Source organism: Rathayibacter sp. Leaf299 (assembly GCF_001423055.1).
GTDB classification, from domain to species: domain Bacteria; phylum Actinomycetota; class Actinomycetes; order Actinomycetales; family Microbacteriaceae; genus Rathayibacter; species Rathayibacter caricis.
The window spans coordinates 112077-137880 of record NZ_LMNT01000001.1; the positions used below are offsets into that span (position 1 = coordinate 112077).

Here is a 25804-nt window from a genome sequence, read left to right on the forward strand (position 1 = left end):
CGGCGGGGCCGGCGCCGCCCCGCTGCTACCGTCGAGCGCATGGCCAGCGCACCCACCGGACGGCCGCGCGCCTCCGGATCGTCGCTCACCGGCCTCGGCACCCGGGCCGACATCCTCGCCGCCGGTGCCGCGCTCTTCTGCACCGAGGGCTTCGGCAGCACGAGCACGCACGCCATCGCGGGCGCCGCCGGGATCCGGCAGGCCTCGCTGTACCACCACTTCGCCGGCAAGCACGCGGTGCTGCTCGAGCTGCTGCTCGGCACCGTCCAGCCCTCACTCGACGCCGCCGCCCACCTGCTGGCGCGCGACGAGTCACCTGCTGCGCGCCTCTGGGCGCTGTGCGTGTCGGACGTGCGGCTGCTCTCGGCTGGCGAGCACAACGTCGGCGCGCTCTACCTGCTGCCCGAGCTGGGCGACGAGCGGTTCGCGGCCTTCCGCGAGCGGCGCTCCGAGCTCGAGACCGCCTACCGCACCCTCGTGGCGGCGTGCGGAGCCGAGGACGTCGAGGTCGGAGCCGCTCTCGTGCTCGCCCTCGTCGAGAACGTGATCCTGCAGCGCCGCCGCCCCGAGATCGACCTCGAGCGCCACGGCGAGGCGGTGGCGCTCGCCGCGCTGCGCGTGCTCGACCTCGACCGCGCGGCCGTCGCGGAGGCACTCGCCACCGGCCCCGCCGTGCTCGCGCACCTGACCTGAGTCACCGGCCCGCCGAGTCCTCACGAGTCGTCGTCGTCGAGCGCCGAGTACGACGATTCCTGAGCAGTCGAGCGACGCCCCGCGCGGCGGAGTTAACGCGATCGTTGCACGCCCGAAAAAATCGGCGCCTCCGGGCGCGGCAGGATCCGTGTCTATCAACCGATAGAAACACCCGCCGCACCACGAGCAGCCTGGAGCACGCATGATCATCCTCGGAGTGGGGATCACCGTCCTGGTGATCCTCGCCGTCGGCATCGCGGTCGCCCGCAAGATCGACGGCGACAGCGCCAACTACCTCGTCGCCGGCCGCCGTCTGGGCATCCCGCTCGTCGCGGTCTCCCTCACCGCCGCTGCGGTCGACTCGAACGCGACCGTCGGCAACACCGACCTCACCTCGCAGTTCGGCTTCTGGGCCGGCGCCTCGCTCGCCATCGGACTCGCGATCTGCCTCCTGATCACGGGGCTCTTCCTCGCCAAGCCCATGAACGCGATGAAGCTCTTCACGCTCGCCGACTTCTTCCGGATGCGCTACGACCGCACCACCGAGATCGTCGCGTCGGTGATCATGGTGCTCTCGTTCACGATCCTGCTCGCGGGCAACCTGGTCGCCTGCGGTTTCCTCCTCGAGCGCTTCGCCGCCATCCCCTACGCGTGGGGAGTGATCCTGTCGGTCGCCCTGGTGCTGACCTACACGATCGCCGGCGGACTCTTCTCGGACGCCTACACGGCCGCCATCCAGACCGTCATCACGGTCGTCGCCGCGATCTCGCTGCTCGTCTGGGTCGCACTCGCCTACGGCATCGTGATCCCCGAGGGGATGGGCCCGTTCGACTTCGAGCAGCTGACCGACCCGGCCATGGGGGCGCCGGTGAACTGGGCGACCCTCGTCGCTCTGGGCATCGGCGACCTCGTCGCCATCGACTTCATGCAGCGCATCTTCGGCGCCAAGTCGCCCGAGGTCGCCCGCCGCGCGTGCTACGCCGCCGCGGCCGGGACCGCCGCGATCGGCACGATCTTCGCGATCGTGGCGCTCACCGCGAGCGCGGTCCTCGGCATCTCGGCGGCCGACGGACCGATCCTGTTCACGCTCCTCGACGACTACGCGCCGCCGCTGATCGCGATCCTGGTGCTCTCGGGCGTCGTGGCGGCGTCGTTCTCGACCGCGTCCGGAGCGATCCTGGCCACGTCCGCGATCGTCGTGCGCAACGTCCTCTCGGTCCGACGCCACACCGGCTCCGGGGTCGACCCGCTGCTGAAGTGGACCCGTGTCGCGATGGTCCCGATCGTGATCCTCGGCTCGTTCCTCGCGATCCGGGTGAGTCAGACGGGCATCCTGCTCACGCTGGCGTTCGACCTCATGCTCGCGTGCCTCGCGGCGCCGTTCCTGATCGGGCTCTTCTGGAAGCGCCCGGGAGTGACGGCCGCGCTCGTCGCGGCGGGAGTCGGCTTCACCGTGCGGATCGTGTTCCTGGCGCTCACCCCGACGCTCTACGGAGTGCCGAACGACATCCTCTATGTGCCGAACGACCTGATCGGAGCCGGTTTCGACGGCTACGCCACGCTCGTCGCCGGAGCCATCGGCTTCGGGACCTTCGTCGTCGTCGGTCTGCTCGCTCCGCGCTCCTCGCGCGAGCTCGACGGCGAGCGCACGGTGCGCCGCGAGCTCGACGAGGAGCAGGCGGGCGTCCTCGAGCCCGCGGGCGTCTGACCCGGCCCGATCCACCCGCACATCCCGATCCGTCGCGAGCGGCCGCCCCGGCGGCGGTCCGACCCGCCGTTCGCGACGGATCGTTGTGCGGATCCGGTCAAGCCCCTCCCGCGGGTGCGGCGCATCCCGTTGGCTCCTGAGGGTGGGGACGACGACGCGGAAACGGCTCGTGCGCGAGCGCGCCTACCAGGGCGGGTTCCTGATCGGCGTCGCGCTGATGGCCGCCGTCGACGAGATCGTCTTCCACCAGATCCTCGGCTGGCACCACTTCTACGACCGCTCGACCCCCGCGATCGGACTGCTGTCGGACGGGCTGCTGCACGCGGTCGAGGTCGTCGCGCTGGTCGCGGGGTTCTTCCTGCTGCTCGACGCGCGCCGCCGCTCGGCGCTCCGCGTGCCCGTCGCGGTGGCGGGCGGACTGACCGGCGCGGGACTCTTCCAGCTGTGGGACGGCGTCGTCGACCACAAGCTCCTTCGCGTGCACCAGGTGCGCTACGAGGTCGACCTGCTGCCCTACGACATCGCGTGGGTCGCCTCGGGCGCACTCCTGCTCGTCGCAGGGGGGGTGCTGTCGATGCGCGTGCGGCGGGGCGCGTGACTCCGCACGTCCACCCCCTGCTCGATCCCGGCCTCGTGCTGAGCCTCCCGCTCGTCGTCGCGGCGGCGCTCGCCGTCGGGGCGAGCCACGCGGAGTCCCGCCGCGGCCGCCCCTGGCCGCTGCGCCGGCTCCTCCTGCTGCTCGCCGGCCTCGGAGTCGCGATCGCCTCGCTGACCGGCCCGTTCGCGCAGTGGGCCCACGCGGATCCGCGCGGCGCGATGCTCGCGCACCTCGCGCTGGGCCTGCTCGCGCCCCTCCTGATCACGACCTCGGCGCCCGTCACGCTCGCCCTGCGCGCCCTCGACGTGACCGCCGCCCGCCGTCTCTCCCGCGTGCTGCGGAGCCGCCCGGCCCGCGTGCTCGCGCACCCGATCCCCGCCGTCCTGCTCTCGACCGGCTCGCTCTGGCTCGTGCACGCGACGGGCCTGCTCGAGGCCGCGCACGCGGATCCGCTGCTCCACGCTCTGCTCGGCGTGCACTTCCTCGCTTCCGGCTGCCTGCTGACCGGCGCCCTGATCGGAGTCGACCCCGCGCCGCACCGCGCGCCGTTCGGCCTGCGTGTGGGCGTCGTCCTCGGCAGCATCGCCGCGCACGCTCTGCTCGGCACGACCCTCTACGCCGAGGCGGCCAGCGGCGTCGAGCGGCAGGCGGCGCAGATCCTGTACTACGGAGGCGACCTGCTCGAGCTCGCGCTCGTCACGGTCCTCTTCGCGCAGCACTACGCGGCGACCGCCCCCGGGAGGGCGCGCAAGCCCCTCGGCGGCCGGCCCGTGCATCCGTAGAGTCGCCGGATGCTGCTGATCTTCGGAACCCGCTCGATCGAGGACGTCCTGCGCGTGCTCGTCTTCGTCTGCCGCGTCTGCGGCGTGCGCGACGAGCAGCGCGTGATCCGGAGCCGGACGCGGCTGTCGCTCTTCTTCGTGCCGCTGTTCACGGTGTCGTCGCGGTACCTCCTCGAGTGCAACAACTGCGGGACGGTGTCGCGCATCACGAAGCAGGAGGCGGAGGGCACCGTCCGCTGGGCGGGCAACTCGGACGCCTGACGCGGCGCGAGTGGACGCGGAGCGGTCCCCGAGTCGCACCGACCCCCCCCGTTCCGCGCCCACTCGTGAGGCGTAGCCGCCGCGACCGGGCGCGAACCGGGGACTGGGGAGAAACCAGCGCCCGTTCCGCGCCCGCTCGCTCCGGCGTGCCGCGTCGCCCCGACGGACGACACGGACCGCCCCGCGGATCACTCCGCCGCGCGCACCTGCAGCGTCGTGAACGGCGCCGACGGGAACACCAGTTGGGTCAGCGTGCTCAGCCCGCCGCCGACGAACACCTCGAGCACCGTCGCATCGACGACGATCCGGATCGACACGCGGTCCGCGCCGCCGCGAGGAGGCAACGGGGCCCAGTCGACCGAGGGGAACGACGGCGCGAAGTCCACCGCTCCGCTCCGGGTGCGGTCGCAGGTGAGCACGCCCTCGTCGGCGTCGACCGTGAGGATCACCGCCTCGTCCGTGGTGTCGGTGAGGAGGCGGAGCTCCGTGCGGTCCCCGGGCCGGCACGAGACGTCGACGTCGAAGACGCGCAGCTCGGAGGAGGCGGGCAGGATCGGGCGCTGCGCCAGGGCGAGGCGGCCGTCGGCCCCCTCGACGAGGTCGAGCTCGCGCACGAGCGACATGGACGAGCGCCAGGGCGTGGTCGGAGTGTCGCCGGCGTAGTCCCAGTTGCTGGCCCACGCGATCGTGAGGCGGCGGTCATCGGGGGCGTCGTTGAACGAGACGGCGGCGTAGTAGTCGCGGCCGTAGTCGAGCCAGTCGTAGTCGGCGGGATCGGCGGAGTCGCTGATCCGGTCGGCCGTGAACTTCGCGCCGTCGAAATCGCCGACGAAGTACTGGCTGCCGGATCCGCCGGCGATCCCGCCCGGGTTGAGGCTGACGATCATCAGCCAGCGGACCTCGTCGGTGCCGCGCACGCGCAGGGGGAACAGGTCGGGGCACTCCCACACGCCGCCCGTGGCGTGCGCGGGGCCGAAGTGCGAGCGCCGGGTCCACTCCTTCAGGTCGTCCGAGGTGTAGACGACGACGCGGCGCTCGACCGCCTCGACGGCCACCATCACCCAGTGGCCGTCGTCGCCGCCGAACCGGAACACCTTCGGGTCGCGGAACTCGGCCGAGCCGATGTCGAGCACCGGGTTGCCGGCGTACCGCGTCCACGTGCGCCCGTCGTCGACGCTGAAGGCGAGCGCCTGCGCCTGCGAGGCTCCCGTGCCGTCGGCACCCGGCGCGCGGGCGGCGGTGTACACCGCGACGAGGGCGGTCTCGCCCGGTTCCGCGAAGCCCGCGGTGTTGCGGACGTCGGCGACCGCGCTGCCCGAGAAGGCCATCTCGCCGTCGAGGACGGGGATCGCGACCGGCTGCTCCTCCCACGACACGAGGTCGGTCGATGTCGCGTGCCCCCACGAGATGTTGCCCCAGGTGCTGCCGGTCGGGTTGTTCTGGAAGAACAGGTGGTAGACGCCGTTGTGGAAGAGCAGCCCGTTGGGGTCGTTCAGCCAGGTGTCACGGGCGGTGAAGTGCGCGGACGGACGCCAGGCGTCGGTCGTGGAGGTGAGGGTCACAGGGGCTCCTGAATGCGAGGGGGTCGGTGCGGCCGGTCGGGGGAACGGGAGAGGGGAGGCGCGGACGGACGTCCGCCCGCGCCTCCGGGACTACTCGCCGCCGCTCTGGAAGCGGTCGTACGCCTGCTGGTAGGTGGCGGTGACGTCCTCGACGCCCATCGACTCGAGCTGCGAGACGTACGAGTCCCACTCGTCCTCGACGGTGCCGTTGACGATCCAGGCCGCGAACTTCTCCTTCACCAGCGTGTTGATGTCGGTGAGCGCGAACGAGACGCGGTCGAGCTCGTCGTTCGAGAGCAGCACCGGCGGGTAGGCGTCGTTCGCCTTGTACGGGAGGTAGTACTCGTTCACGAGGTCCTGGCGCTCCTTCGCGCGCGGCTCGGGAGCCACGACGGTCGCGAAGTCCTCCTCCGTGGTGATCTTCGGGCCGCCGGGGGCGACCTTCTGGCGGCGCTCGCCCTCGGACTCGCCCGCCGCGGCGGGGATCTGCACGAGCATCCCGGAGGCGTCCTTCTCGAGCGTCGTTCCGATCGGGCCCCAGCTGGTCTGGGCGCTCATCTCGGGGTCGAAGAGGCGGTCGGCCCAGCGCATGGTGGCGGCGGGGTACTCGTTGGAGCGCGTGATCGCCATCGCTCCGCGGTTGATCTCCTGGTTGCTGGTGACGCTGGCGCGCTTGACCCCGTCGACGCCTTCGAGCACGCCGAGCACGGCGTAGTCGCCGAGGCGGTCCTCGCCGATCATCTCCTTCGCCTCCCACCAGAAGAACGAGCCGAGGATCTCGGTGTCGGCCTTGCCCTTCGAGAGGTACGCGACGTCGTCCTGCGAGAACGACTCCGGGTCGATCAGGCCGTCGGCGTACCAGTCGGCCAGGGCCTCGACGCCCTGCTTGTAGCCGTCGGTGTCGGCGGTGAACTGCACCTCGCCGTCGACGACGATGCGGTGGTCGTTGTTCTCGGGCTGGCCGCCGAGCGCCGCGATCAGGTCGTGCGGGTTCGCGCAGAAGGAGTCGGTGCGGAACGACAGCGGCAGCTCGTCGGCCTCGCCGTTCCCGTTCGGGTCCTGGGTCGCGAACGCCTCGAGGGCGGCGCGGTACTCCTCGATGGTGGTCGGCATCGGGATGCCGAGCTTCTGGAGCCAGGCCGTGTTGATGAAGAGGAAGTTCGGGTACTGCAGGATCCCGAGCTCCTCGACCGAGGGCAGCGTGTAGATGTGCCCGTCCGAGGCGGTCAGGGCGGCGCGGATGTCCGGCCGCTCGTCGAGGATCCCCGAGAGGGTCGGCGCGTGCTCCTCGATCAGGTCCTCGAGCGGCAGGAGGGTGCCGTTCTCGCCGTACTGCACGATCTCGGCGTCGGTGAGCCCGGAGTTGAAGAGCACGTTGGGCACGTCGTCGCTGGCGAGGAGGAGGTTCTTCTTCTCGGAGTAGACCTGCTCGGGCAGGTTCTTCCACTCGATGGCGATGTTCGTGTCCGCCTCCCACTGCTGCACGAGCTGCATCGTCGAGTACTCGGGGGCGAGCGCCGACTTCGTGCCGCCGAAGGTCAGCGAGAGCTTCTCGTCGACGATCGGCAGGCCGGTCTCGCGGAAGCCGACCTCGGCGGAGCGGTCCTCGACCGGGTCGGAGGCGCCGCCGCCCGTGCAGCCGGCGAGCAGGAGGCTCCCGGACAGGCCGAGGGCGGTGAGGGTGAGGAAACTGCGGTGTCTCATCGGTGTGATCTCTCTCGTGTGAGGGTGCGACGGGGTCGCGGGAGGGTGCTGCGAGGCAGCAGGAGGGAACGGCGGAGCCGCTCGTGGTGAGGAGGGAGGGGTCAGCTCTTCACGGCGCCGAGGAGGGCGCCCTTGGTGAAGTGCTTCTGCATGAACGGCAGCACGATCAGGAGGGGGATCGTCGAGACGACGATCATTCCGTACTTGATCAGCTCGCCCAGGCGCTGCGCCGCGGCGTAGGAGTCCATGGCTCCCGAGCCGCCGGCGGACGTGACCTCGGACTGGATGAGCACGTTGCGCAGCACCAGCTGGAGCGGGTACTTGCTCTCGTCGTCGAGGTAGATGAGGGCGTCGAAGAAGGCGTTCCAGTTGGCCACGAGGTGGATCATGATCATCAGGAAGATCAGCGGCTTCGACAGCGGCAGGACGATGCTGAAGAAGAAGCGGAAGTCGCTCGCGCCGTCCATCTGCGCCGCGTCCCGCAGCTCCCCGGGCACGTTGTTCTCGAAGAAGGAGCGGGCGATGATCAGGTTCCAGACGCCGACCGCTCCCGGGAGGACGACGGCCCAGATGCTGTCGAGCAGCCCGAGATCGCGCACCACGAGGTAGCGGGCGATGAGGCCTCCGTCGATGAACATCGTGACGATGAACAGCAGGAGGAAGAAGGTCCTCCCGTAGAGGTCCTTCCGCGACAGCGCGTACGCGGCGCAGAGGATCGTCGCGACGCTGATCGCGGTGCCGACGACCGTGTAGAGGACCGAGTTGCCGAAGCCCTGCCAGATCGCCCCGTCCGAGAAGATCCGGGCGTAGCCCTCGAGCGTGAAGCCCTCGGGCCAGAGCCAGACGTTGCCGTTCAGGATCTGGGACGGCTCGCTGAACGAGGCGATGACGATGAAGTACATCGGGTAGACGATCGCGACGATCGCCAGCAGCAGCACGGTGATGGCCACCGTGTTGAAGACGGGGTCCGCGATGCGTCCGCGGGCCGGAGGGGCGGGCTGCCTGCGCGAGGACGGTGCGGTCCGGGGGCGGACGGCGGGCTCGGGGCGGAGGGTCTGGGTCATGTCGTCGTCACCACAGGCTCGATTGGCCCGCCCGGCGGGCGACCTGGTTGAAGGTCGCCAGGAGGACGAGGTTGATCAGGGAGTTGAACAGGCCGATCGCGGCCGAGTAGCTGAACTGCGCTTGCTGCAGGCCCGCCTTGTAGACGTAGGTCTGGATGACCTCGGAGGTCGGCAGGTTGAGGTCGGTCTGCATGAGCAGCACCTTCTCGAAGCCGAGGTTGAAGAGGTTGCCGATGGCGAGGATGAACAGGATCGTGATCACCGGCATGATCCCGGGGATGTCGATGTGCCGGATCCGCTGCCACTTGCTCGCTCCGTCGACGCGGGCGGCCTCGTGGAGTGCCGGGTCGATCGCCGTCAGTGCCGCGAGGTAGACGATCATCGAGAAGCCGGCGTTCTGCCAGATGTCGGAGCCGATGTAGAGGGGCCGGAACCACTCCGGCGACCCCATGAAGAACACCGGTTCGCCGCCGAGCGCCACGATCGCGCTGTTCACGATGCCGGAGCGCGGCGAGAACAGCAGGTGGATCATCCCGACCACGACCACGACCGAGATGAACGACGGCGAGTAGAGCACGGTCTGGGTGAACTTCTTGAACCGCTCGCTCTGCAGCTGGTTCACGATCAGCGCCAGCACGATCGGCACCGGGAACGCGATCAGCAGGCCGAGCGCGTTCACCGTGAGCGTGTTCTCGATGAGCCGCCCGAACTGGAACGACGTCACGAAGCGCGTGAAGTTGTCCAGGCCCACCCACGGACTGCCCGAGAAGCCCAGCGATGGGTTGTAGTCGCGGAAGGCGATCTGCGCGCCGTACATCGGCCAGTACTTGAAGAGCAGGACGAAGACGACCGCGGGAGTCAGTAGTACGTATAACTGCCAGGACCGCAGGGCTCGTCGGAGATGCGAGCCGAGGCGCTGCCTCGGACTCAGGAGGCGCCGGGGTCGGGCGACCCGGGCGGGGAACTGCGTTGCCGTCATGCGCGCACCTTTGCACTCGCCACCGATCCGCGGAGGACCGGTGAGCATTCGAGGGGATGGAGTCGGGGCTCCTCGCGGTTCTCGGCGAGGAGGAGGGAGACGGCCTCTCGGGCCATGCGCTCGTAGGGCAGCGCCATGGTCGTCAGGCCGGGGTCGAGGTAGGGGGCGACCGTGTCCTGGTCGTCGAAGCCGACGATCGAGACGTCGTGGGGGACCCGCAGTCCGCGGGCCTCGAGGGCGCGGTAGGCGCCCCACGCGGTCCGGTCGTTGCCGCAGAAGATCGCGGTGGGGGCGTCGTGCTCGTCGAGCAGCTCGGCGGTGAGCTCGAGCCCGTCCTCGACGACGCCCGTCCCGTAGCGGACGAGCCGGGGGTCTGCGGCGAGTCCGGCGTCCTCGAGCGCGCGGCGGTAGCCCTCGCGTCGGCCGATGCCGGCGGGGAGCGTGCTCTGGGGCGGTTGGATGTCGATGTAGCCGATCCGCTCGTGGCCCGCCTCGATCAGCTGGCGGGTGGCGACGTAGCCGCCGTCCACCTCGTCCGGGAAGACGCTCGAGAAGCGGCCGCCCAGCGACTGGGCGTTGGCGACGACCGTGGGGACGCCGGCGAGCGCCTCCGGGACCTCGAGGACCTGGTGGTACATCGAGGCGTAGATGACGCCGAGCACCCGGTACGACAGCATCATGTCGATCGCCGACGCCTCGAGGGCCTGCTCGCCGAAGGTGTCGACGCTGAGGATGATGTGCCCGCTCTCCCAGGCCTGCATCTGCGCGCCCTTGAGCAGGCGCCCGGCGAACGGCGAGCTGGCGACCTCGTCCGAGACGAAGCCGACGATGCCGGACTGCCCGCTGCGGAGGGACTTCGCGAACGCGTTCGTGCGGTAGTCGAGAGCGGCGACCGCCTCCATGACGCGGGTGCGGGTGGCCTCGGTCACGCGGTTGCTCGGAGCGTTGTTCAGCACGAGGGACACGGTCGCCTGCGAGACGCCGGCGCGTTCCGCCACCTGCCGCATCGTCGCGGTGCGTCGAGCCATGTCCACCTCCTCGTGGTCCTCGTTATTCGTATAACTGGACGGTACACACGCGTCCCCCCGCCGTCAAGAACGAATCGGCAGGAGGTCCGTGCGGTCGCCCGACCCGCGTCCGGGCGAGCGGCGGGGCCTCATCCTGTGCGCGCGCGCCGTCCGTCGTCGTCCCTGCCCGGCGGACGCCGTCGCAGCAGCACGACCCCCGTCAGCACCTGCCACGCCGTGATCGAGTACACGGCCAGGCGCTCCCAGACCCCGTCCGGCAGCAGGTCGAAGCCGGTCGTCCCCGAGTCGATCCGGAGCAGGATCAGCGCCGCGAGTCCGACGGCGCCGAGCGCGATGCTCGCGATCGAATAGCCCCGGGGCAGCTGGTGGCGGCGGGCGGTCGCGCCGGCGGCGATCGAGGCGGCGTTCCCTCCGATGATCGCGAGGGCCGCCCCGAGGACGTGCAGCCAGCCGATCCCGCTCTCGGCGCTCGCCCGGCTCCCGTGCACGACTCCGATCAGCGCGCTGCCGACGGCGAAGGCGGCCGCGGGAGCGAGGAGCGCCCGCCACCGCCCGCCGGGCACGGCGCGCGCCGAGACGATCGCGGCGGCGAGGTAGAGCAGGCCCTGCAGCACGAAGGCCGTGTTCATCACGGCGCTCAGCGGCGAGTCGATCGCGCGTCCCTGGTAGAGCTCGACGTCGGGGACTCCGAGGTCGCTGATGTAGTTCGCCGCGTAGCTGTAGCCGGGGAACGCGGCCGCCGCGATCGCCTCGCCGCCGACGTAGACGACGGCGCCGAGCAGCCACAGAACGCCGGCCGCCCGGGCGAGTGAGCGTCGAGAGGTCACGAGGCGACGAGGGACAGGAGCGTCGAGAGGATCCCGAGCACGACTCCGGCCCCGAAGAGGATCAGGCCCGTCAACCGCAGCGCCCGCACGGCGTCGCTCCAGCGGTGCAGCCGGATCCGCTCGGGGTCCTCCTCGCGGTAGTGCACCTCCCGCTGATCGGATCCGACGGGCGCGAGGGGGTCGCCCGAGGTCAGCGGATGCGAGCGCACCTCGCCGGCGCGCGTCACCCAGTGCAGAGAGCGCGGGGGCCCGTCCTCGAGGTACGCGGTCGTCGGCAGCCAGCGCCCGTCGATCAGCGCCGCGACGAACGCCGCGAGGAGGAACAGGAGGCCGAGCGGAGCCGCGGTCAGCGACACCGCCTCGAGGATCGTCTCCAGCATCCGATGCCTCTCCTCGTCGTCGGATCACGAGAGTAGCGAGTGCGCCCTGAGTGGAGCGTGGAGTCAGAACAGGTCGCGGAGCGCTTCGAACGTGCGGTCGGGATCCTCGAGGTGCAGGTCGTGGTGCAGGCCGGCGAGCCGGCGGACGCCCCAGCCGAGGTGCTCCAGCGATCCGACGAGTGCGTCGGGGATCACGGAGGGGGACTCGTCCGACAGGACGAGGGTGGAGGGCACGGCCGGCGGCGCGGCGGCGAGCGGATGGAAGGCGACGTCGCGGAACACCCCGATCGCCATCCTCCGGTCGAACTGCCCCTGGGCGTGCGCGACGAGCGCCCGGGCGTCCGGGTCGAGTGGAGTCGCCGCTCCGCTGCGGCGCGCGCGGAGCGCCTGGGCGACGCCGAGGCTCAGCAGCGGCACGAGCCAGAACAGGCGCCCGGCGATCCCCGTGGTCGGCAGGGCGAGCTGGAAGCCGGGGTCGAGGTAGATCGCGCGGGACGGCGCGAGGCGCTCGACGTCGCGGACGAGGACCGGTCCGCCGAGGGAGTGCCCGACGATGCTGTGGAGGCCGGCGGGGAGGGTCTCCACCAGATCGTCGGCCAGCGCCTCGAGCCCGTACGACGCGGCGCGGTCGCTGCTCCCGTGCCCGCGCAGATCGACGGTGGTCACCGTGCACCGCCCGTCCGCGAGCATCCGGTCGATCAGCGGCCGCCACGTCGCTCCGCTCGCGCCGAGCCCGTGCACGAGCCCCACCGTGACCGGGCCTGAGCCGTACGTGTCCGTGCTCAACCTCATGGACCCATACTCCTCCGGGGCGGGGTCATGCGGGCGGCGTGCTCTCGTGGAGCTGGCTTTCCAGCTCTGCGACGAGCTCCATGCAGCGGAGGCGGGCGGGGGAGAAGTCGTACGGCATCCTCCCGACGGCCTCGACCGCGCTCATCTCTCTTCCGCCCTCGACGCCGTCGGGATGCGCGGCGTCCCACTCGTCGAAGAGCGCCTCGTCGTCCTGATCCTGGCCGGAGGCCGCGATCACGGCCTGCAGCACCTGCTCGAAGGCGTGCCGCTCGGCGGCGACCTGCGCCACGCGGGGATCGTCGACGGCGACCGCGTCGTCGAGCGCCTCCTCCGCGGCCTCCACGCGGTCCGACTCCTCCCGCAGGCCCGGATGGGTGGCCAGAGCGAGGAACCGGCCGGCCTGGACGGCGGCGCCGAGCGGGCCGAGGATCCGCTCGGTGACCAGCAGGGTGTCGAGGTCCGCCTGCCGCAGCGAGCCCTCGGGCACGCTCTCGAGACGGCGGATCACGAGGTCCGAGAGCAGTCCCGCCCGGCTGCCGCTGCCGCGCATGCTCCGCACAGCGGCGCGCTGCCGTCGCAGCTCCTCCTCCTGCGCGGCGAGGCTCCGCTCGAGCCGTTCCAGCACGGCTCGAGCCCCGTCGGCGGGCGCCGCGTCGGCGAAGGCGTCGCGGATGTCGTCGAGCGCGATCCCGGCCTCGGCCATCCGCCGGATCCACAGCAGCCGGATCATCTGCTCGTAGCCGTACCGGCGGCGGCCGTCGGCTCCCCGCTCGGGCTCCGGGAGCAGACCGATCCCGTGGTAGTGCCGGATCGCTCGCGGAGTGGTGCCGACGAACGCAGCCGCGTCGCCGATCATGACCTGGCGGGGCGGGATGAGGGACGGGTGCATGGCGGGAGCCTTCCTCGAGTGGACGTGGGTCCAGCGCACCACATGACGCTACGAGAGGAGCAAGACGGCCGCCCTGCCGCCGCGGAGGGATCTCAGCCGAGGGCGAGCCGCAGCCTCGTCCGCAGGGTCGACATCCGAGTCGCGTTCACAGCGAAGGAAGGATGCTCGGGCGGAAGCGTGGACACGCGTCCCCGCCGCTCGCCCGAGCGCATCCTTCCTTCGTTGTGAACGCGGAGTCCGGCGCCCGGACTCCGCTCAGCGTCAAGCCGGGCCCTCGGTCATCCAGCGCTGGAACGTCACGAGCATGTCCTTGTTGGTCTGCGACGGCACCACGTGGCCGTACTGGCCGCCCGCGCCCGAGTGCGACAGGAGCGACACCTCCTTGGCGACCGGCAGCGCGCGGCGGTAGAGGCGGGCCGAGTGCTTCTCGTAGGGGACGACCTGGTCCTCGGGCGAGCCGCTGATGCGCAGGCGCGTCTTCGCCCAGACCGACTGCGGCAGGTAGATCGGGTTGGTCGCCTTCACCGCGGCCGGGTCGTTGCCGTAGGCCGGCAGCACGCTCTCGGGCCGGCGGAGGAGGACGTCCTCCATGTCGTACACGCCGCTGGCGTGGTACGCCCCGCGGATGTTGGGGACCATCCGCTTGCCGTACGCGTAGCAGAGCAGCGCGCCGCCTCCGGAGTTCGAGCGGAGGAACGAGACGGACACCTTCCAGAGCTTCTGGACGTAGGCGGTCGCGTTCCGCTGCGCCTGCAGGGCCGTCTCGCTGGTCCAGACGCTGCCGCCGTAGTTCGGGCAGATGCAGACCATGCCCTGGTCCACGACCTGGTCGGCGGTGTACTGGAACGCGCCGGACAGGGCAGCGTAGCTGCTCCCGTTCGCGTGGTAGTACCAGAGGAAGCCGGCGCCGCGGGTCAGGCTGGGCGGTGTCGCGTGCGGGACGAAGAGGCGCGTGCGGTCGCCCGAGATCACGACGTCGATGACCTCGTACTTCTTCTTGCCGAAGCGGGACGTGACGGTGTCGCTCCGCCCGATCTCTCCCGGGAGCTTGGGCACCTTGCTGTAGTTCGGTGCCGCGGAGGCGGGCGTGGCGAAAGTCAGCGCCGCGCCGAGGCCCAGGACGGTGCCGCTGACGAGCGAGCGCCGCGAGAGCGCAGAGGGGATCCGGTCAGGATCGGACATGGTGAGGTCCCTTCGGGAGAGTCGCCTTGCCGACCGCGAGCGGATCGGGAAGTGGGAGGGGTGCGGAGAGCGCCGGGTCCACGCCTCGCCGTTCCAGCGTACCCGCGGGTCTCAGCGCGTTCCAGGGCGGGAGTGGAACTGCCCGCCCCCCGTTCAGCACTCGCTCCTGTGAGGGAGCCCGCTCGTGTCCCTCTGCGTGGGACGACCCGGACGTCGGCGCGTCCGGGCGCCGGTCAGCCCGGCAGCCGCAGCAGCCCGCCGGCCGATCGGATGGTCGCCGCGGCGACCGCCATCGCCCGCGTGAGCACCGCGGTCGGGTCCGCGTCCGGCGCGTCGAGCCCGGCGACGACCGCCGAGAACGTCGCGTCGCCCGCTCCCATCGTGTCCACGACCGATCCCGGGGCGCCGGCGATCGGCACCGAGACGCGCCCCGCCAGCCGCACGAGCGCGGCACCGTGCGGGCCTGCGGTCTCGAGCACTGCGGAGGCGCCCGCCGCGAGGATCCGCTCGGTCGCCTCGGCCAGGCCGGTGCCGAAGACCAGCTCGGCGTCCTCCGCTCCCACCTTCACCAGGTCGGCGCGGGCCGAGAGCGCGAGGAGCCCCGCGGCGAAGGCGCCGCGGTCGCGCAGCAGGCCGGGCCGCGGGTTCGCGTCGATCGCGAGCCGGGCGCCCGCGGGCACCAGGGCCTCGAGGGTCGCCACCTCGGCCGCGTCGTCGAACGGGAAGCCGCTGACGACGATCCGCTCGGCGCGGGCGGCGGCCGCGCGCAGCTCGCCGGTCGGCAGGAGGGTGCGCGAGCGCGACGCCTCCGAGAAGGAGTAGCGGGGCTCGCCGTCGGTCCGGTCCGACACCGCCCGGCCCGTGCCCCGCGGCGCCGGCGTGGCGAGGAAGGGGACGCCGTGCGCGCGCAGGTGCTCGCGGAGGAGCAGCCCGGCGGTGTCGTCGCCGACCATCCCCGCGAGCAGGGACGGCGTGCCGAGGACGGCGAGGCCGACCGCGACGTTGAGGGCGGAGCCGCCCGGGACGTCGGTCGAGCCGGCGGGATCCCGCATCTCGTCGATCAGGACGTCCCCCAGGACGAGGACGGGCGCGGAGAGGGAGGAGGACATGACGCCTTTCGAGGGGGAGTGAGGGCGCGCCGGAGGACGCCCCGGACGGGGCGGAGGAGCGAGGGGATCAGAGAGCGGGTGCCTGCACGGAGTCGCGAGGCACCAGCGGGCAGGGCAGCAGCACCGGGTGGGAGGCGAGGAGGAGCTCCTGGCCCGATCCGCCGATGAGCCGGACGAGCGTGTCGACCGCCCAGGCGCCCATCTCGTAGTGCGGCAGGGCGACGGTGGTGAGCGGCGGGTGGAGGCCCTCGGCGATGATCTCCTGGTTGTCGAACCCGACGACGGAGAGATCGCGCGGGATCTCGAGGTGGAGCTCGGCGGCCGCGCGGTACGCGCCCATCGCCATGCGGTCGTTGTAGCAGAAGAGGGCGGTGGGCCGGTCGGGCCGGGAGAGGAGCCGGGTGCCGGCGCGGTAGCCGCCGGGGCTCTCCGAGACCTCCTCGACGATCAGCGACTCGTCGACCTCGATGCCCGCCTCGGCGAGCACCTCGCGGTACGCCTGGAGGCGGAGCCGGGTCGCGGGCACGTCGTCGCGGTTCGTGAGGAACCCGATCCGGCGGTGCCCGGCGCGCACGAGCTCGCTGACCGCCGCGCGCGCCCCGCCGAGCTCGTCGGGCACGGCCGACGGGATCCGGCCCTCGGTGTCGCGCGCATCGATCAGCACCGACGGGACCGCGTGCAGCGACTCCGGCAGCGAGACCTCGCGGTGGAACATCGTGGCGAAGAGGATGCCGTCGACCTGGTTGTCCATCAGGGTCCGGATGGGGGCGCCGAGATCGCCGGAGTCGCGCATCGTGTTGATCACGACGAGCGTGAGCCCGTGCGCCTGAGCGGCCTCCTGGGCGCCGAGGATGATGCGACCGGCGTGCGGAGTGGTCGCGATCTCCTCGCTGATCAGGCCGATCATCTCGGTCCGCTGCCGGCGGAGGCTGCGCGCGATGCGGTTGGCGCCGTAGCCGAGCCGGGCCGCGGTGGCCCGGACCCGCTCGCGCGTCTCGTCGCTCGCGCGGGCCGACTCCACGTCGTTGAGGATGTGGGAGACGGTCGTCACGGAGACGCCCGCCTCGCGAGCGACGTCGCGGATGCCGACTGCCTTAGGGGTCACGTCTCCCACATCCCTCATCGCTCGAACGTCGAGACTATCGCCGCGGGCCCGCTCATCCCTTGACCGCGCCCAGCGTGAGCCCGGCGACGATGTGCCGCTGCAGCACGAGCGTGAGCAGGATCACGGGGAGGGAGTAGAGGACGGCCAGCGCCGTCATCGCGCCCCAGTCGAGCCCGAACTGCGTCTGGAAGTTCGCGATGACGATCGGAGTCGTCTGCGCGCGCACCGCGGTGAGCAGCAGCGCGAAGAGGAACTCGTTCCACGAGGCGAGGAACGCGAAGATCGCGGTGACCGCGACTCCGCCCGCCGTCACGGGGATCACGACGCGCCACAGCGCGCCGAGCCGCGACGCCCCGTCGATCTTCGCCGCCTCCTCGAGCTCGCCGGGGACCGCCTCGAAGAAGCTCGACATGAGCCAGATCGAGAGGGGGAGCGAGATCGTGGTGTGCGCGATCGCCAGGGCGAGCGAGGTGTCGGCGATGCCGAGAGTGCGGAAGATCGAGATCATCGGGGCGCCGACGACGATCGGCGGCACCATCCGCATCACGAGCGCGCCGACGATGAAGATGCGTCCGAGCCGCGTGCGGAAGCGGGTCACCGCGTAGGCCGCGGGGATCGCCAGCACGAGCGAGACGGCGGTGCTGAGGACCGCGGTCACGATGCTGTTGATGAAGGAGGCGACGACTCCGTCGCGGCTGAGCGCCGCCACGTAGTTATCGAGCGTCCACTGCGTGGGCAGGATCCGCGGGGGGACCGCGATCGTCTCGAGCGGCGTCTTGAGCGACGTCAGCAGCATGTAGACGAACGGGAATCCGTAGAGGACGACGGCGAGGGCGAGCGCGATCCAGATGATCGCGCTGGGGCCGACGCGGGTGGCTTCGAGTCCGTTCACGAGGTGCTCTCTCCTCCGGGTCGCCAGATCGTGAGGATCGCGACGAGGGCGACGGTCAGCATGACGACGAGGTACACCGTGCCCATCGCGCTCGCGAGCCCCGGATCGCCGAACCGGATCATGGTGCGGTAGATCAGCAGCGACATCGTCTCGGTGCTCTGCTGCGGTCCGCCGTTGGTCTGGATGAGGATGACGTCGAACGCCCGGGCGGCGTCGATCCCGCGCAGGATCAGCGCGACCGCGATCACCGGCCGCAGCAGCGGGATGACGATGCGGAAGAGGATCGCCGGGTAGCGGGCGCCGTCCAGGCGCGCGGCCTCGATCACGTCGCCGGGGATGTTCTGGAGGCCCGCGAACAGCACCAGCGTGACGAACGAGGTGGTCAGCCAGATGTCGGGGATCGCGACCGAGAACAGGGCGATCGACGGGTCGCTCAGCCAGGCGATCTGACCGGGCGAGGACAGGATGCCGACGCGGCTCAGGACCTCGTTGACGATGCCGAAGTTGTCGATCAGGAGGAAGCGCCAGAGCAGTCCGGCGACGATCGGAGCGATCATCAGCGGGTACAGGAAGATCGTGCGGAAGACCCGCGAGGCGTCGCCCAGCGCGGTGAACAGCAGCGCGACTCCGAGGCCCAGCACGAACTCGAGTGTCACGACCACGATCGTGTAGACGAGGGTGCGCCACGAGGCGTTCAGGAAGTCGGGCGAGCCGAAGGCGGTGAGGTAGTTGCCGAGTCCGACGAACTCGCGGCTGCCGGCGATCGGGTCGATCTCGAAGAAGGAGTCGCCGACGAACTGCAGCAGCGGCCAGCCGACGAAGGCGGCGAGGAACAGGGCCGCCGGCACCATCAGCAGGGCGGCGAAGCGGCGGTCGGTGAGGGCGCGGCGCGGGGGCCGGCGCCCGGCCGGGGAGGTCCCCGACCGGGCGCCGCGCGCGGTGCTCACCTCGGTGGCGGAGGTCACTCGGCCACCAGCGACTCGACCTGCTGCTTCGCGTCGTCGAGCAGGGCCTGGTTGTCGGCTCCGGGCTCGACGGCCTTCTGCAGCATCGGCACGAGCACGGTGTCGACGATCTGCTGCCACTCGGCGACCGCGGGGCGGGGGAGCGTGGCGGGCGCCTGGAGCGTCTCGAGCAGGGGGCCGTAGTTCTCGTAGCCCTCGACGGTGGAGTACTTCTCGAGCACCGAGATGCGCGAGGCGAGGCCCAGGCTCGTGTCGGCGCTGAGCTCGTTGTTGTCGAAGGCGTACTGCACGAACTCGAGCGCCTTCTCCTGCTTCTCGCTCGCCTTCGCGACCGAGAGGTACCAGGCGCCGGGGACGCCCGCGGGGCCGGCCTCGCCGCCGATCATCGGAGCGACGCCCACGTTGCCGGCGACGGCCGCGTCGGCCGGGATCTGGCGGTAGGCGTGCGCCCAGAAGCGCATCATCGCGGTCTTGCCCTGGTTGAACAGATTCTGCGCGCCGGCCCAGTCGAGCTGAGCGGCTCCGGGCGGGGCGTAGGGGAGGAGGCTCGTGTAGAAGTCGAGCGCCTCCTTGCTGTTCTCGTCGCCGAGCGAGACGGCGCCGTCGGTGTCGGTGACCATGGTGGTCTCGCCGGTCTGCGACAGGGTGGCGAGCCACTCCGTCTCGACCGCGCCCTTGACGTCGGTGCCGTAGAGGTCGGGCGTGCCGTCGCCGTCGGTGTCCTGCGTGAAGAACTCGGCGGCGTCGGTGTACTGCTCCCAGGTGGTGGGCGGCACGAGGTCGTAGCCGTACTCGGCCTTGAAGGCCGTCTTCTGCGCCTCGTCCTCGAAGAGGTCCTTGCGGTAGTAGAGGATCTCGGAGTTGGTCCAGGCCGGCATGCCGACCTTGCTGCCGTCGACGGTCGCCTCGGAGACGAGCGAGGGGAACAGGTCGGACGTGACCTCGTCGGTGTAGAGGTCGTCGAGCGGAGTGACGGCGCCGGCGAACGCGGGCAGCCAGATCGCGTCGAGCGCGGCGACGTCGAACGAGACGCTGCCCGAGGAGAACTCGCTGTTGAGGCGGTTGTAGAGGCCGTCGTAGGGGAGCTCGACGAACTCGATCGAGGTGCCGGTCTCCTCGGTGTACTGGTCGGCGATGGGCTGCAGCTCGCCGTGGCCGCCGGCCTCGACGAGGACGGTCACGGTGTCGGCGTCGCCGGACGCGCCGGTGCCGCCGCCGGCGCCGCAGCCGGCGAGGACGGCGGTGGCGGTGAGGGCGGCGGCGCCGATCACGAGGAGGCGGCGGGCGGGTCGGGGGGAAGGTCTGCGAAGCGACATCACTTCGGCTCCAATCGAAAGCACTGCGGGAGGGGGAGCGGCCGCTGTCGAGGCGACTGCACGACGACAGCATGCATCGGATGCGCACGATTGACAATACGTTTTGCCAAAACGTATTGTCACGATATGACCAGCACCTCCCCCCTCGGCCTCGAGCGCGCCGACGCCCTCCGCCCGCGGATCCACTTCACCGCCGAGTCCGGCTGGATCAACGATCCGCACGGCCTGACCTTCCACGACGGCCGCTACCACCTCTTCCACCAGTACGTCCCGCGCAGCACGGTCTGGGCTCCGAACTGCCACTGGGGCCACGCGGTCGCGACCGACCTCCTGCACTGGGAGCACCGCCCCGTCGCCCTCGCCCCCGGCGACGGAGACGGCGGCATCTGGACGGGCAGCCTCGTCGTGGCCGAGGACGGAGCGCGGATCCTCTACACCTCGACCGTCGAGGCGGACTACGCGCTCGGCCGGGTCCGCGTCGCCCGGCCGGTCGACGAGAGCTGGGACGAGTGGGTGAAGGGCGACGTGCTCATCGAGCCGCCCGCCGACTCGGACGTGGTCGTGTTCCGCGACCCCTTCGTGCTCCGCGAGGGCGACGGCTGGCGCATGTTCGTCGGCGCGGGCACCGCGGCGGGCGAGGCGCTGGCGATCACCTACACGTCGAGCGACCTCGACTCCTGGCAGCACGACGGAGTCGCCGCGCGCCGCTCCTCCGCCGAGCGCGAGCCCGTGTGGACGGGCGCGCTCTGGGAGTGCCCGCAGGTGGTCGAGGTCGACGGCCTGCACGTGCTGATCAGCTCCGTCTGGGACGACGACGTCCTCCACTACGCGGCCTACGGCATCGGCGACTACGCCGACGGGCGCTTCGAGGCGCGCGACTGGGGGCGGCTCAGCTTCGGCGACTCCTACTACGCCCCCTCGTTCTTCCGCGACGAGGACGGGCGGCCGTGCCTGATGTTCTGGATGCGCGGTGTCGCCGACGCCGAGGCCGGCTGGAGCAGCGCGCTGAGCCTGCCGCACCTGCTCGCGATCCGCGACGAGCGCCTCGTGCTGCTGTCGCACCCGGCGTGGGCGGGAGGTCGGTCCGTCGAGGCGGAGGGGCCGCTCGACGGCCCCGTGCGCCTGGACTGGACGCCGGAGGCCCCGGGCGACCGCCTCGAGATCGCCCCGTCGTCCGCGCTCGTGTGGAGCGGCTCCGAGCTCGTGCTCGAGCGGGCCGGCTCGGAGCCGTGGACGGCACCGCACGCGGGCGGGCCTGTCGCGGTGGCCGTGGACGGACCGGTGCTGGAGGCCGTGACGACCGCCGGAGTGCTGGGCGGGCCGATCGAGCCGGCCACCGGCGTGCGCGTGCTCGGCGGCCGGGTCGAGGCGCGCGCGATCGACTGATCCGCCGGCCTCGTGCGGGTCAGGACGCCGAGGCGGTGAGTTCCGCGCGGAGGATCTCAGCGCCGGCGGTCAGCGCGCTCAGCTTCCCGTGGGCGACCGCGCGAGGCAGGGGAGCCATGCCGCAGTTCGAGCTCGGCAGGAGGTCCGCCGCGTCGACGAACCGCAGTGCGTCGCGGAGGGTGCCGGCGACCTCCTCCGCGGTCTCGACGGTCTCGCTCGCCACGTCGATCGCGCCGAGCATGACCTTCTTGCCGCGGAGGAGTTCGAGGAGCTCCATCGGGACGTGGGAGTGGTGGCATTCGAGGGACACGATGTCGAGGGTGGAGCGCTGCAGGAGCGGGAACGACGTCTCGTACTGGCGCCACTCCGGCCCGAGGGTCCGCTTCCAGTCGGTGTTCGCCTGGATCCCGTAGCCGTAGCAGATGTGCACGGCCGTCTGGGCGCGCAGCCCCTCCGCCGCTCTCTCCAGGACGGCGACCCCCCAGTCCCGCACGTCGTCGTGGAAGACGGTGAACGCCGGCTCGTCGAACTGGATGATGTCGACCCCGGCGGCCTCGAGCTCCCTCGCCTCCTCGTTGAGGATCGCCGCGAACTCCCAGGCCAGCTTCTCCCGGCTCCCGTAGTAGCGGTCGGCGAGGGTGTCGATCATGGTCATCGGTCCGGGGAGGGCCCACTTGATCGGCCGGGACGTGTGCCGGCGGAGGAACGCCGCGTCGTCGACGAACACGGGCCGCTCACGGCTCACGGCGCCGACGACGGTCGGCACGCTCGCGTCGTACCGGTCCCGGATCCGCACCGTCTCGCGGTTCACGTGGTCCACTCCGGTGAGGTGCTCGATGAAGGTCGTGACGAAGTGCTGCCGGGTCTGCTCTCCGTCGCTGATGATGTCGATGCCGCGTCGGTGCTGCTCGTGGGCGGCGATGCGCAGGGCGTCCTGCTTGCCCTCGACCAGCTCGTCGCCCTCGAGCTTCCAGGGGGACCACAGCGTCTCCGGCTCGGCGAGCCAGGAGGGCTTGGGCAGGCTGCCGGCGATGGAGGTGGGCAGGAGAGTGTTCACGGGTGGCGATCCTTCTCTGATCAGCGGGCGGGGATCCGGTGCTCCGCCGCCCAGGCGTCCAGCAGGTCCCGGTGCGGTTCGATGAAGTGCTCCGCCGTGTAGGCGCCCTGCTCGACGGCGAGTCGATCGCGTTCGGCGCGGTCGTAGTCGATCCCCGTCCGCGAGTAGTCCTGCTGCTGGAGGCTCGGCCGGAACAGGTCCGCCGCCGCGGAGTTCGTGTTGTAGATCTCCGGGCGGTAGATCTTCTGGAACGTCTCCATCGTGCTGATCGTGCCGATCAGCTGGAGGTTCGAGTGGTCGTTGAGCAGGTCGCCGCGGAAGTAGTACGCGAGCGGCGCGACGGAGCCGGGTGCCAGGAAGTACCGGACCTGCAGCCCCATCCGGCCGAAGTACTCGTCGGTCAGGGACCGCTCGTCCTGCCGGTACTCCACGCCGAGGATCGGGTGGTGGTTCGGGGTCCGGTGGTAGGTCCTGCTCGTCGACACGCTGATGCAGATGACGGGCGGCGCCGAGAAGCGCTCCCGGTACGCGTCGGACTCGAGGAAGCTCTGGAACAGGGCGCCGTGCAGATCGCCGAAGTCCTCGGGGACGGTGAACTCCTCCGCACCCGTGTTCGCGGCCGGCAGTCGCACGCTGAAGTCGAAGTCGCGGACGTAGGACGAGAAGTTGTTCCCGACGATCCCGCGGTGGCGCACACCGGTCACCCTGTCGACGATCCGCACGTCGAGGACCTCGAGGAGAGGGAAGTCGCGGACCGCCTCCTCGGCGGGGAACCCCACCTCGACCGAGACGATCTCGAGCTGGACGGTGTAGCGGTCCCGACCCGGGTTGTCCCAGTGCGCGAGGTCGTTGAACCGGCGGTCGATCATCGTCAGGGCGTTGCGGAGGTTCTGCCTGCGGTGCTCGCCCCGGGCGAGGTTGGCGAAGTTCGTGGTGCTCCGAGAGCTGGTCGACGGGGTGTAGTCCTCGTCGAAGCAGGTCGTGGTGATCCTGAAGGTGACGTCGTTCGCCATGAGCGCCCAATCCGATGATCAGCAGGCCGCACCGGCCCTGAGGGAAGCGTGCGGACCCAGAGTGCCCGTCACACGGAGGCATCGAAGAATCCGGCGCGACTATGCCGGGGTATAGTCCCGCCCTATGGCACGACGGACGGGCGGGATCTCGCTCCAGCAGCTCCACTACTTCGTCGAGGTCGCCTCCGAGGGGTCGATCTCCGCTGCGGCCGACCTGCTCTACGTCGCTCAGCCGACCATGTCCGCGGCGATGAAGGATCTCGAGACGCGGGTGGGACGCGCCCTCCTCGTCCGCTCCGCCCGCGGGGTCGCCCTCACCACGGACGGTGCCGAGTTCCTCGGCTACGCCAGGCAGGTCATCGAGCAGGTGGCGCTCCTCGAGCAGCGCTACCTGGGGCGGCCGCCGTCGCGTCGCCTGCTCGGGGTGTCCACGCAGCACTACTCGTTCGCCGTCGACGCCTTCGTGCGGATGGTCAGGAGCACGGAGGGGGAGAAGTACGAGTTCTCCCTGCGCGAGACCCGCACCCGGGACATCATCGAGGACGTCCGCACTCTGCGCAGCGAGCTGGGGATCCTGTACCGCAACGACTTCAACCGGGACGTCATCGACAAGATCCTCCGCGACGCGGGGCTCGCCTTCCATCCCCTCTTCCTCGCCCTGCCGCACATCTTCGTCTCGCGGAGGAACCCGCTGGCCTCGCGCGAGCGGGTGACCCTCGCGGATCTCGCCGACCTGCCGCGGCTCACCTTCGACCAGGGGGCGGACAACTCCTTCTACTTCGCGGAGGAGATCCTCTCCACGCTGTCGAGCGACCGGGAGATCCGCGTGTCCGACCGGGCGACGATCTTCAATCTGATGATCGGCCTCGACGGGTACACCATCTCGACCGGCATCATCAGCGACGACCTCGACCCGGCCATCGTCGCCGTCCCGCTCGACGTCGACGAGCGGATCGAGATCGGCTGGATCGGTCACTCCGCCATCCCTCTCACCGAGCAGGCGCGGCGCTACCTGACCGAGCTGCGGGCCGTGGTGACCGAGGGCGGCATCACCCTGCTCGGGTGAGCGGCACGGCGCCGACCGCCTGCGCGTGCGGCCGGAACCGCCGAGTCGTCCCGCCGGGTCAGCCCGGGATCGACGGGGTCGCCCGCACCGCGTTCACCGCGCGGTCGGCGACGACCTCGTCCTCGGTGCCGGAGTCGAGGATCGTGTTGCGCGTCGACGCCGCGTCCACGAGGACCGTCGTGAGCGGGAGCCGGTCCGAGGTCGCGGTCGAGAGCAGCGCGTCGACCTGTGCCTCGAACGCGGATCCGCCCGAGGCGGCGCGGACGTCCTTGCCGACGATGTGGTTGCCCGAGACCTGGTTGCCGGTGCCGCCGACCAGGCGGACGATCACCGGCGCGGATCCCTCGGGGCGCACCTTCCGGGCGTCCACCACCTCCGAGACGTGGTTCGCGAGCACGGAGTTGTCGCTGCCGTCGATCCGGACGAGGCCGAAGTCGTCGTCGCGGCCGTTGTCGATGCCGAGGAACGGCGTCCACGGCTCGTGGTCGCGCAGCAGGTGGTTCGAGGCGACGAGGTTCTCGGAGCTGCCCTCGTCGAGCAGCACCATGCCGGGGTAGAAGGAGTGCAGGCGGTTGGCGACGACGCTCGAGCGCGTGACTCCGCTCAGGTGCACGCTGCTCGCGCCCCGGGGGAACACGTTGTTCGCGGTGATCAGCAGCCCGCCGTGGTTCTCGGCTCGGATGGAGTGCCCGTGCGGGCCGCCGCCGAGCAGGTTGTCGGTGATCTTCGACGCCTGGCCCCAGCCGAGCAGCTCGATGCAGCTGCCGCTCTCGGCGAGGAAGTTGTCGTGGATCGAGAGCGCGTCGGCGTGGTGGATCGTCAGCGCGTGCTCGAGGTAGACGAAGCCCATGCCGGTGACCCGGAAGGAGTCGTTGGCGCTCGTGACGAGGATGCCGGTGCGGCCGTTGACGTAGGTGTTCTCGGGGTGGACGTCCGTGCCGTCGGCCTCGAAGTGCATCCCGTCGAGGCAGAAGTCGACGAACTCGACCGAGCTGATCCGCGGGCTGCCCTCGCGGCGGACGAGGAACGCGGCGCCCTCCTCCTGCGTGGCGCCTCCCTCCAGCAGCACCTGGATGCGGCTGCCGCCGGGCCACAGCTCGTGCAGGTCGGGCCACTCCGCCTCGGGCACGTTGAAGCGGATGCTGGAGGACGTGAAGCCGTGGCCGGAGCCCTGGATGCGCAGGTAGCTGATGTCGATGACGACCTGCGTGCGCAGCGGGTAGTCGCCCGGCGGGAGGTGGATGACGGCGCCGGGCCTGCCGCCCTGCTGCTCGTCGGTGGCGGCCTGACGGCTCCGGACGTCGTCGAGGATGCTGTTCAGCACCTCGCCGACGTCGCGGGTCGGATCGCCGACGGGCCAGGTCGTGACGTCGTACTGGAAGGGGCCGGGCATCGGTGCTCGCTCTCGTGTGCTGGGGGTGCGGCGTGCGGAGGAGGGAACGCGGT

The 25804-nt window shown here is 71.1% G+C and carries 25 protein-coding genes; 7 read left to right on the top strand and 18 right to left on the bottom strand.

Annotation, left to right across the window (positions count from 1 at the left end):
* Positions 1-39 precede the first annotated feature (39 nt).
* The 5 genes from ASF48_RS00535 to ASF48_RS00555 all read left to right on the top strand — a co-directional run bounded on the left by ASF48_RS00535 (position 40) and on the right by ASF48_RS00555 (position 4042).
* Complete coding sequence (locus ASF48_RS00535; protein ID WP_055784763.1) at positions 40-693, top strand: TetR/AcrR family transcriptional regulator; 654 nt, start codon at positions 40-42, stop codon at positions 691-693.
* 202 nt (positions 694-895) lie between these two features.
* Positions 896-2401, top strand: coding sequence for a sodium:solute symporter family protein (locus tag ASF48_RS00540; protein WP_055784766.1), 1506 nt, complete (start codon positions 896-898; stop codon positions 2399-2401).
* A gap of 142 nt (positions 2402-2543) precedes the next feature.
* On the top strand, positions 2544-2999 hold the full coding sequence (locus ASF48_RS00545; protein WP_055784770.1) for a DUF2243 domain-containing protein: 456 nt from the start codon (positions 2544-2546) through the stop codon (positions 2997-2999).
* Positions 2996-3781 carry a cytochrome c oxidase assembly protein gene (locus ASF48_RS00550; protein WP_055784773.1) on the top strand — a complete coding sequence of 262 codons (786 nt, stop codon included), beginning with the start codon at positions 2996-2998 and terminating at the stop codon, positions 3779-3781. The genes ASF48_RS00545 and ASF48_RS00550 overlap by 4 nt, the downstream gene beginning before the upstream one ends.
* Positions 3782-3790: 9 nt before the next feature.
* Complete coding sequence (locus ASF48_RS00555) at positions 3791-4042, top strand: zinc-ribbon domain-containing protein (protein ID WP_055784776.1); 252 nt, start codon at positions 3791-3793, stop codon at positions 4040-4042.
* Between the two features lie 188 nt (positions 4043-4230).
* On the opposite strand, the gene ASF48_RS00560 is transcribed toward ASF48_RS00555, so the two are convergent.
* The 15 genes from ASF48_RS00560 to ASF48_RS00630 form a co-directional block, all read right to left on the bottom strand.
* Complete coding sequence (locus ASF48_RS00560) at positions 4231-5604, bottom strand: glycoside hydrolase family 32 protein (RefSeq protein WP_055784779.1); 1374 nt, start codon at positions 5602-5604, stop codon at positions 4231-4233.
* Between the two features lie 90 nt (positions 5605-5694).
* On the bottom strand, positions 5695-7308 hold the full coding sequence (locus tag ASF48_RS00565; RefSeq protein WP_055784784.1) for an ABC transporter substrate-binding protein: 1614 nt from the start codon (positions 7306-7308) through the stop codon (positions 5695-5697).
* A 101-nt stretch (positions 7309-7409) separates the two neighbouring features.
* The gene (locus ASF48_RS00570) at positions 7410-8372 is read right to left on the bottom strand and encodes a carbohydrate ABC transporter permease (RefSeq protein ID WP_082480879.1); all 963 of its coding nucleotides are present in this window, start codon (positions 8370-8372) and stop codon (positions 7410-7412) included.
* A gap of 7 nt (positions 8373-8379) precedes the next feature.
* Positions 8380-9351, bottom strand: coding sequence for an ABC transporter permease (locus ASF48_RS00575; protein WP_055784787.1), 972 nt, complete (start codon positions 9349-9351; stop codon positions 8380-8382).
* Positions 9348-10379, bottom strand: a complete 1032-nt coding sequence (locus ASF48_RS00580; RefSeq protein WP_107574040.1) for a LacI family DNA-binding transcriptional regulator — start codon at positions 10377-10379, stop codon at positions 9348-9350. Before ASF48_RS00580 ends, ASF48_RS00575 begins: the two co-directional genes overlap by 4 nt.
* 128 nt (positions 10380-10507) lie before the next feature.
* Complete coding sequence (locus tag ASF48_RS00585; RefSeq protein ID WP_055784790.1) at positions 10508-11206, bottom strand: DUF998 domain-containing protein; 699 nt, start codon at positions 11204-11206, stop codon at positions 10508-10510.
* Complete coding sequence (locus ASF48_RS00590) at positions 11203-11586, bottom strand: hypothetical protein (protein WP_055784793.1); 384 nt, start codon at positions 11584-11586, stop codon at positions 11203-11205. Before ASF48_RS00590 ends, ASF48_RS00585 begins: the two co-directional genes overlap by 4 nt.
* Before the next feature lie 63 nt (positions 11587-11649).
* On the bottom strand, positions 11650-12378 hold the full coding sequence (locus ASF48_RS00595) for an alpha/beta fold hydrolase (RefSeq protein ID WP_055784795.1): 729 nt from the start codon (positions 12376-12378) through the stop codon (positions 11650-11652).
* Between the two features lie 25 nt (positions 12379-12403).
* Positions 12404-13267, bottom strand: a complete 864-nt coding sequence (locus ASF48_RS00600; protein WP_055784800.1) for a MerR family transcriptional regulator — start codon at positions 13265-13267, stop codon at positions 12404-12406.
* A 261-nt stretch (positions 13268-13528) separates the two neighbouring features.
* Positions 13529-14449 carry an alpha/beta hydrolase family protein gene (locus tag ASF48_RS00605; RefSeq protein WP_055784804.1) on the bottom strand — a complete coding sequence of 307 codons (921 nt, stop codon included), beginning with the start codon at positions 14447-14449 and terminating at the stop codon, positions 13529-13531.
* A gap of 233 nt (positions 14450-14682) precedes the next feature.
* Positions 14683-15558 carry a PfkB family carbohydrate kinase gene (locus tag ASF48_RS00610; protein ID WP_055784808.1) on the bottom strand — a complete coding sequence of 292 codons (876 nt, stop codon included), beginning with the start codon at positions 15556-15558 and terminating at the stop codon, positions 14683-14685.
* A gap of 67 nt (positions 15559-15625) precedes the next feature.
* The gene (locus ASF48_RS00615) at positions 15626-16663 is read right to left on the bottom strand and encodes a LacI family DNA-binding transcriptional regulator (RefSeq protein WP_200930946.1); all 1038 of its coding nucleotides are present in this window, start codon (positions 16661-16663) and stop codon (positions 15626-15628) included.
* 52 nt (positions 16664-16715) lie between these two features.
* Positions 16716-17555 carry a carbohydrate ABC transporter permease gene (locus tag ASF48_RS00620; protein WP_055784814.1) on the bottom strand — a complete coding sequence of 280 codons (840 nt, stop codon included), beginning with the start codon at positions 17553-17555 and terminating at the stop codon, positions 16716-16718.
* Positions 17552-18406, bottom strand: coding sequence for a carbohydrate ABC transporter permease (locus ASF48_RS00625; protein ID WP_055788668.1), 855 nt, complete (start codon positions 18404-18406; stop codon positions 17552-17554). Before ASF48_RS00625 ends, ASF48_RS00620 begins: the two co-directional genes overlap by 4 nt.
* Positions 18407-18516: 110 nt before the next feature.
* Positions 18517-19836, bottom strand: coding sequence for an ABC transporter substrate-binding protein (locus ASF48_RS00630; RefSeq protein WP_082480880.1), 1320 nt, complete (start codon positions 19834-19836; stop codon positions 18517-18519).
* A 126-nt stretch (positions 19837-19962) separates the two neighbouring features.
* Between ASF48_RS00630 and ASF48_RS00635 the strand changes: the two genes are divergently transcribed.
* Positions 19963-21222: a glycoside hydrolase family 32 protein gene (locus ASF48_RS00635; RefSeq protein ID WP_055784822.1), complete on the top strand. Its 1260-nt coding sequence runs from the start codon at positions 19963-19965 to the stop codon at positions 21220-21222.
* Positions 21223-21241: 19 nt separating this feature from the next.
* On the opposite strand, the gene ASF48_RS00640 is transcribed toward ASF48_RS00635, so the two are convergent.
* Positions 21242-22279 (bottom strand): methionine synthase, encoded by a 1038-nt coding sequence (locus ASF48_RS00640; RefSeq protein WP_055784826.1) that lies wholly within the window; start codon positions 22277-22279, stop codon positions 21242-21244.
* Between the two features lie 20 nt (positions 22280-22299).
* On the bottom strand, positions 22300-23292 hold the full coding sequence (locus tag ASF48_RS00645; protein ID WP_055784836.1) for a putative oxygenase MesX: 993 nt from the start codon (positions 23290-23292) through the stop codon (positions 22300-22302).
* A gap of 124 nt (positions 23293-23416) precedes the next feature.
* Here ASF48_RS00645 and ASF48_RS00650 point away from each other — a divergent pair, with 124 nt between their 5' ends.
* Positions 23417-24358 carry a LysR family transcriptional regulator gene (locus ASF48_RS00650; RefSeq protein ID WP_055784840.1) on the top strand — a complete coding sequence of 314 codons (942 nt, stop codon included), beginning with the start codon at positions 23417-23419 and terminating at the stop codon, positions 24356-24358.
* Between the two features lie 58 nt (positions 24359-24416).
* Here ASF48_RS00650 and ASF48_RS00655 read toward each other — a convergent pair whose 3' ends face one another.
* Positions 24417-25751 carry a NosD domain-containing protein gene (locus ASF48_RS00655; RefSeq protein WP_055784843.1) on the bottom strand — a complete coding sequence of 445 codons (1335 nt, stop codon included), beginning with the start codon at positions 25749-25751 and terminating at the stop codon, positions 24417-24419.
* Positions 25752-25804 lie beyond the last annotated feature (53 nt).

What these genes read in the sequence shown, in the direction of transcription:
- ASF48_RS00535 (WP_055784763.1), top strand. Translation starts at nt 40, where the DNA reads ATGGCCAGCGCACCCACCGGACGGCCGCGCGCCTCCGGATCGTCGCTC.
- ASF48_RS00540 (WP_055784766.1), top strand. Translation starts at nt 896, where the DNA reads ATGATCATCCTCGGAGTGGGGATCACCGTCCTGGTGATCCTCGCCGTC.
- ASF48_RS00555 (WP_055784776.1), top strand. Translation starts at nt 3,791, where the DNA reads ATGCTGCTGATCTTCGGAACCCGCTCGATCGAGGACGTCCTGCGCGTG.
- ASF48_RS00565 (WP_055784784.1), bottom strand. Translation starts at nt 7,308, where the DNA reads ATGAGACACCGCAGTTTCCTCACCCTCACCGCCCTCGGCCTGTCCGGG.
- ASF48_RS00570 (WP_082480879.1), bottom strand. Translation starts at nt 8,372, where the DNA reads ATGACCCAGACCCTCCGCCCCGAGCCCGCCGTCCGCCCCCGGACCGCA.
- ASF48_RS00575 (WP_055784787.1), bottom strand. Translation starts at nt 9,351, where the DNA reads ATGACGGCAACGCAGTTCCCCGCCCGGGTCGCCCGACCCCGGCGCCTC.
- ASF48_RS00580 (WP_107574040.1), bottom strand. Translation starts at nt 10,379, where the DNA reads ATGGCTCGACGCACCGCGACGATGCGGCAGGTGGCGGAACGCGCCGGC.
- ASF48_RS00590 (WP_055784793.1), bottom strand. Translation starts at nt 11,586, where the DNA reads ATGCTGGAGACGATCCTCGAGGCGGTGTCGCTGACCGCGGCTCCGCTC.
- ASF48_RS00595 (WP_055784795.1), bottom strand. Translation starts at nt 12,378, where the DNA reads ATGAGGTTGAGCACGGACACGTACGGCTCAGGCCCGGTCACGGTGGGG.
- ASF48_RS00600 (WP_055784800.1), bottom strand. Translation starts at nt 13,267, where the DNA reads ATGCACCCGTCCCTCATCCCGCCCCGCCAGGTCATGATCGGCGACGCG.
- ASF48_RS00605 (WP_055784804.1), bottom strand. Translation starts at nt 14,449, where the DNA reads ATGTCCGATCCTGACCGGATCCCCTCTGCGCTCTCGCGGCGCTCGCTC.
- ASF48_RS00610 (WP_055784808.1), bottom strand. Translation starts at nt 15,558, where the DNA reads ATGTCCTCCTCCCTCTCCGCGCCCGTCCTCGTCCTGGGGGACGTCCTG.
- ASF48_RS00625 (WP_055788668.1), bottom strand. Translation starts at nt 18,406, where the DNA reads ATGGTGCCGGCGGCCCTGTTCCTCGCCGCCTTCGTCGGCTGGCCGCTG.
- ASF48_RS00630 (WP_082480880.1), bottom strand. Translation starts at nt 19,836, where the DNA reads ATGTCGCTTCGCAGACCTTCCCCCCGACCCGCCCGCCGCCTCCTCGTG.
- ASF48_RS00635 (WP_055784822.1), top strand. Translation starts at nt 19,963, where the DNA reads ATGACCAGCACCTCCCCCCTCGGCCTCGAGCGCGCCGACGCCCTCCGC.
- ASF48_RS00645 (WP_055784836.1), bottom strand. Translation starts at nt 23,292, where the DNA reads ATGGCGAACGACGTCACCTTCAGGATCACCACGACCTGCTTCGACGAG.
- ASF48_RS00650 (WP_055784840.1), top strand. Translation starts at nt 23,417, where the DNA reads ATGGCACGACGGACGGGCGGGATCTCGCTCCAGCAGCTCCACTACTTC.
- ASF48_RS00655 (WP_055784843.1), bottom strand. Translation starts at nt 25,751, where the DNA reads ATGCCCGGCCCCTTCCAGTACGACGTCACGACCTGGCCCGTCGGCGAT.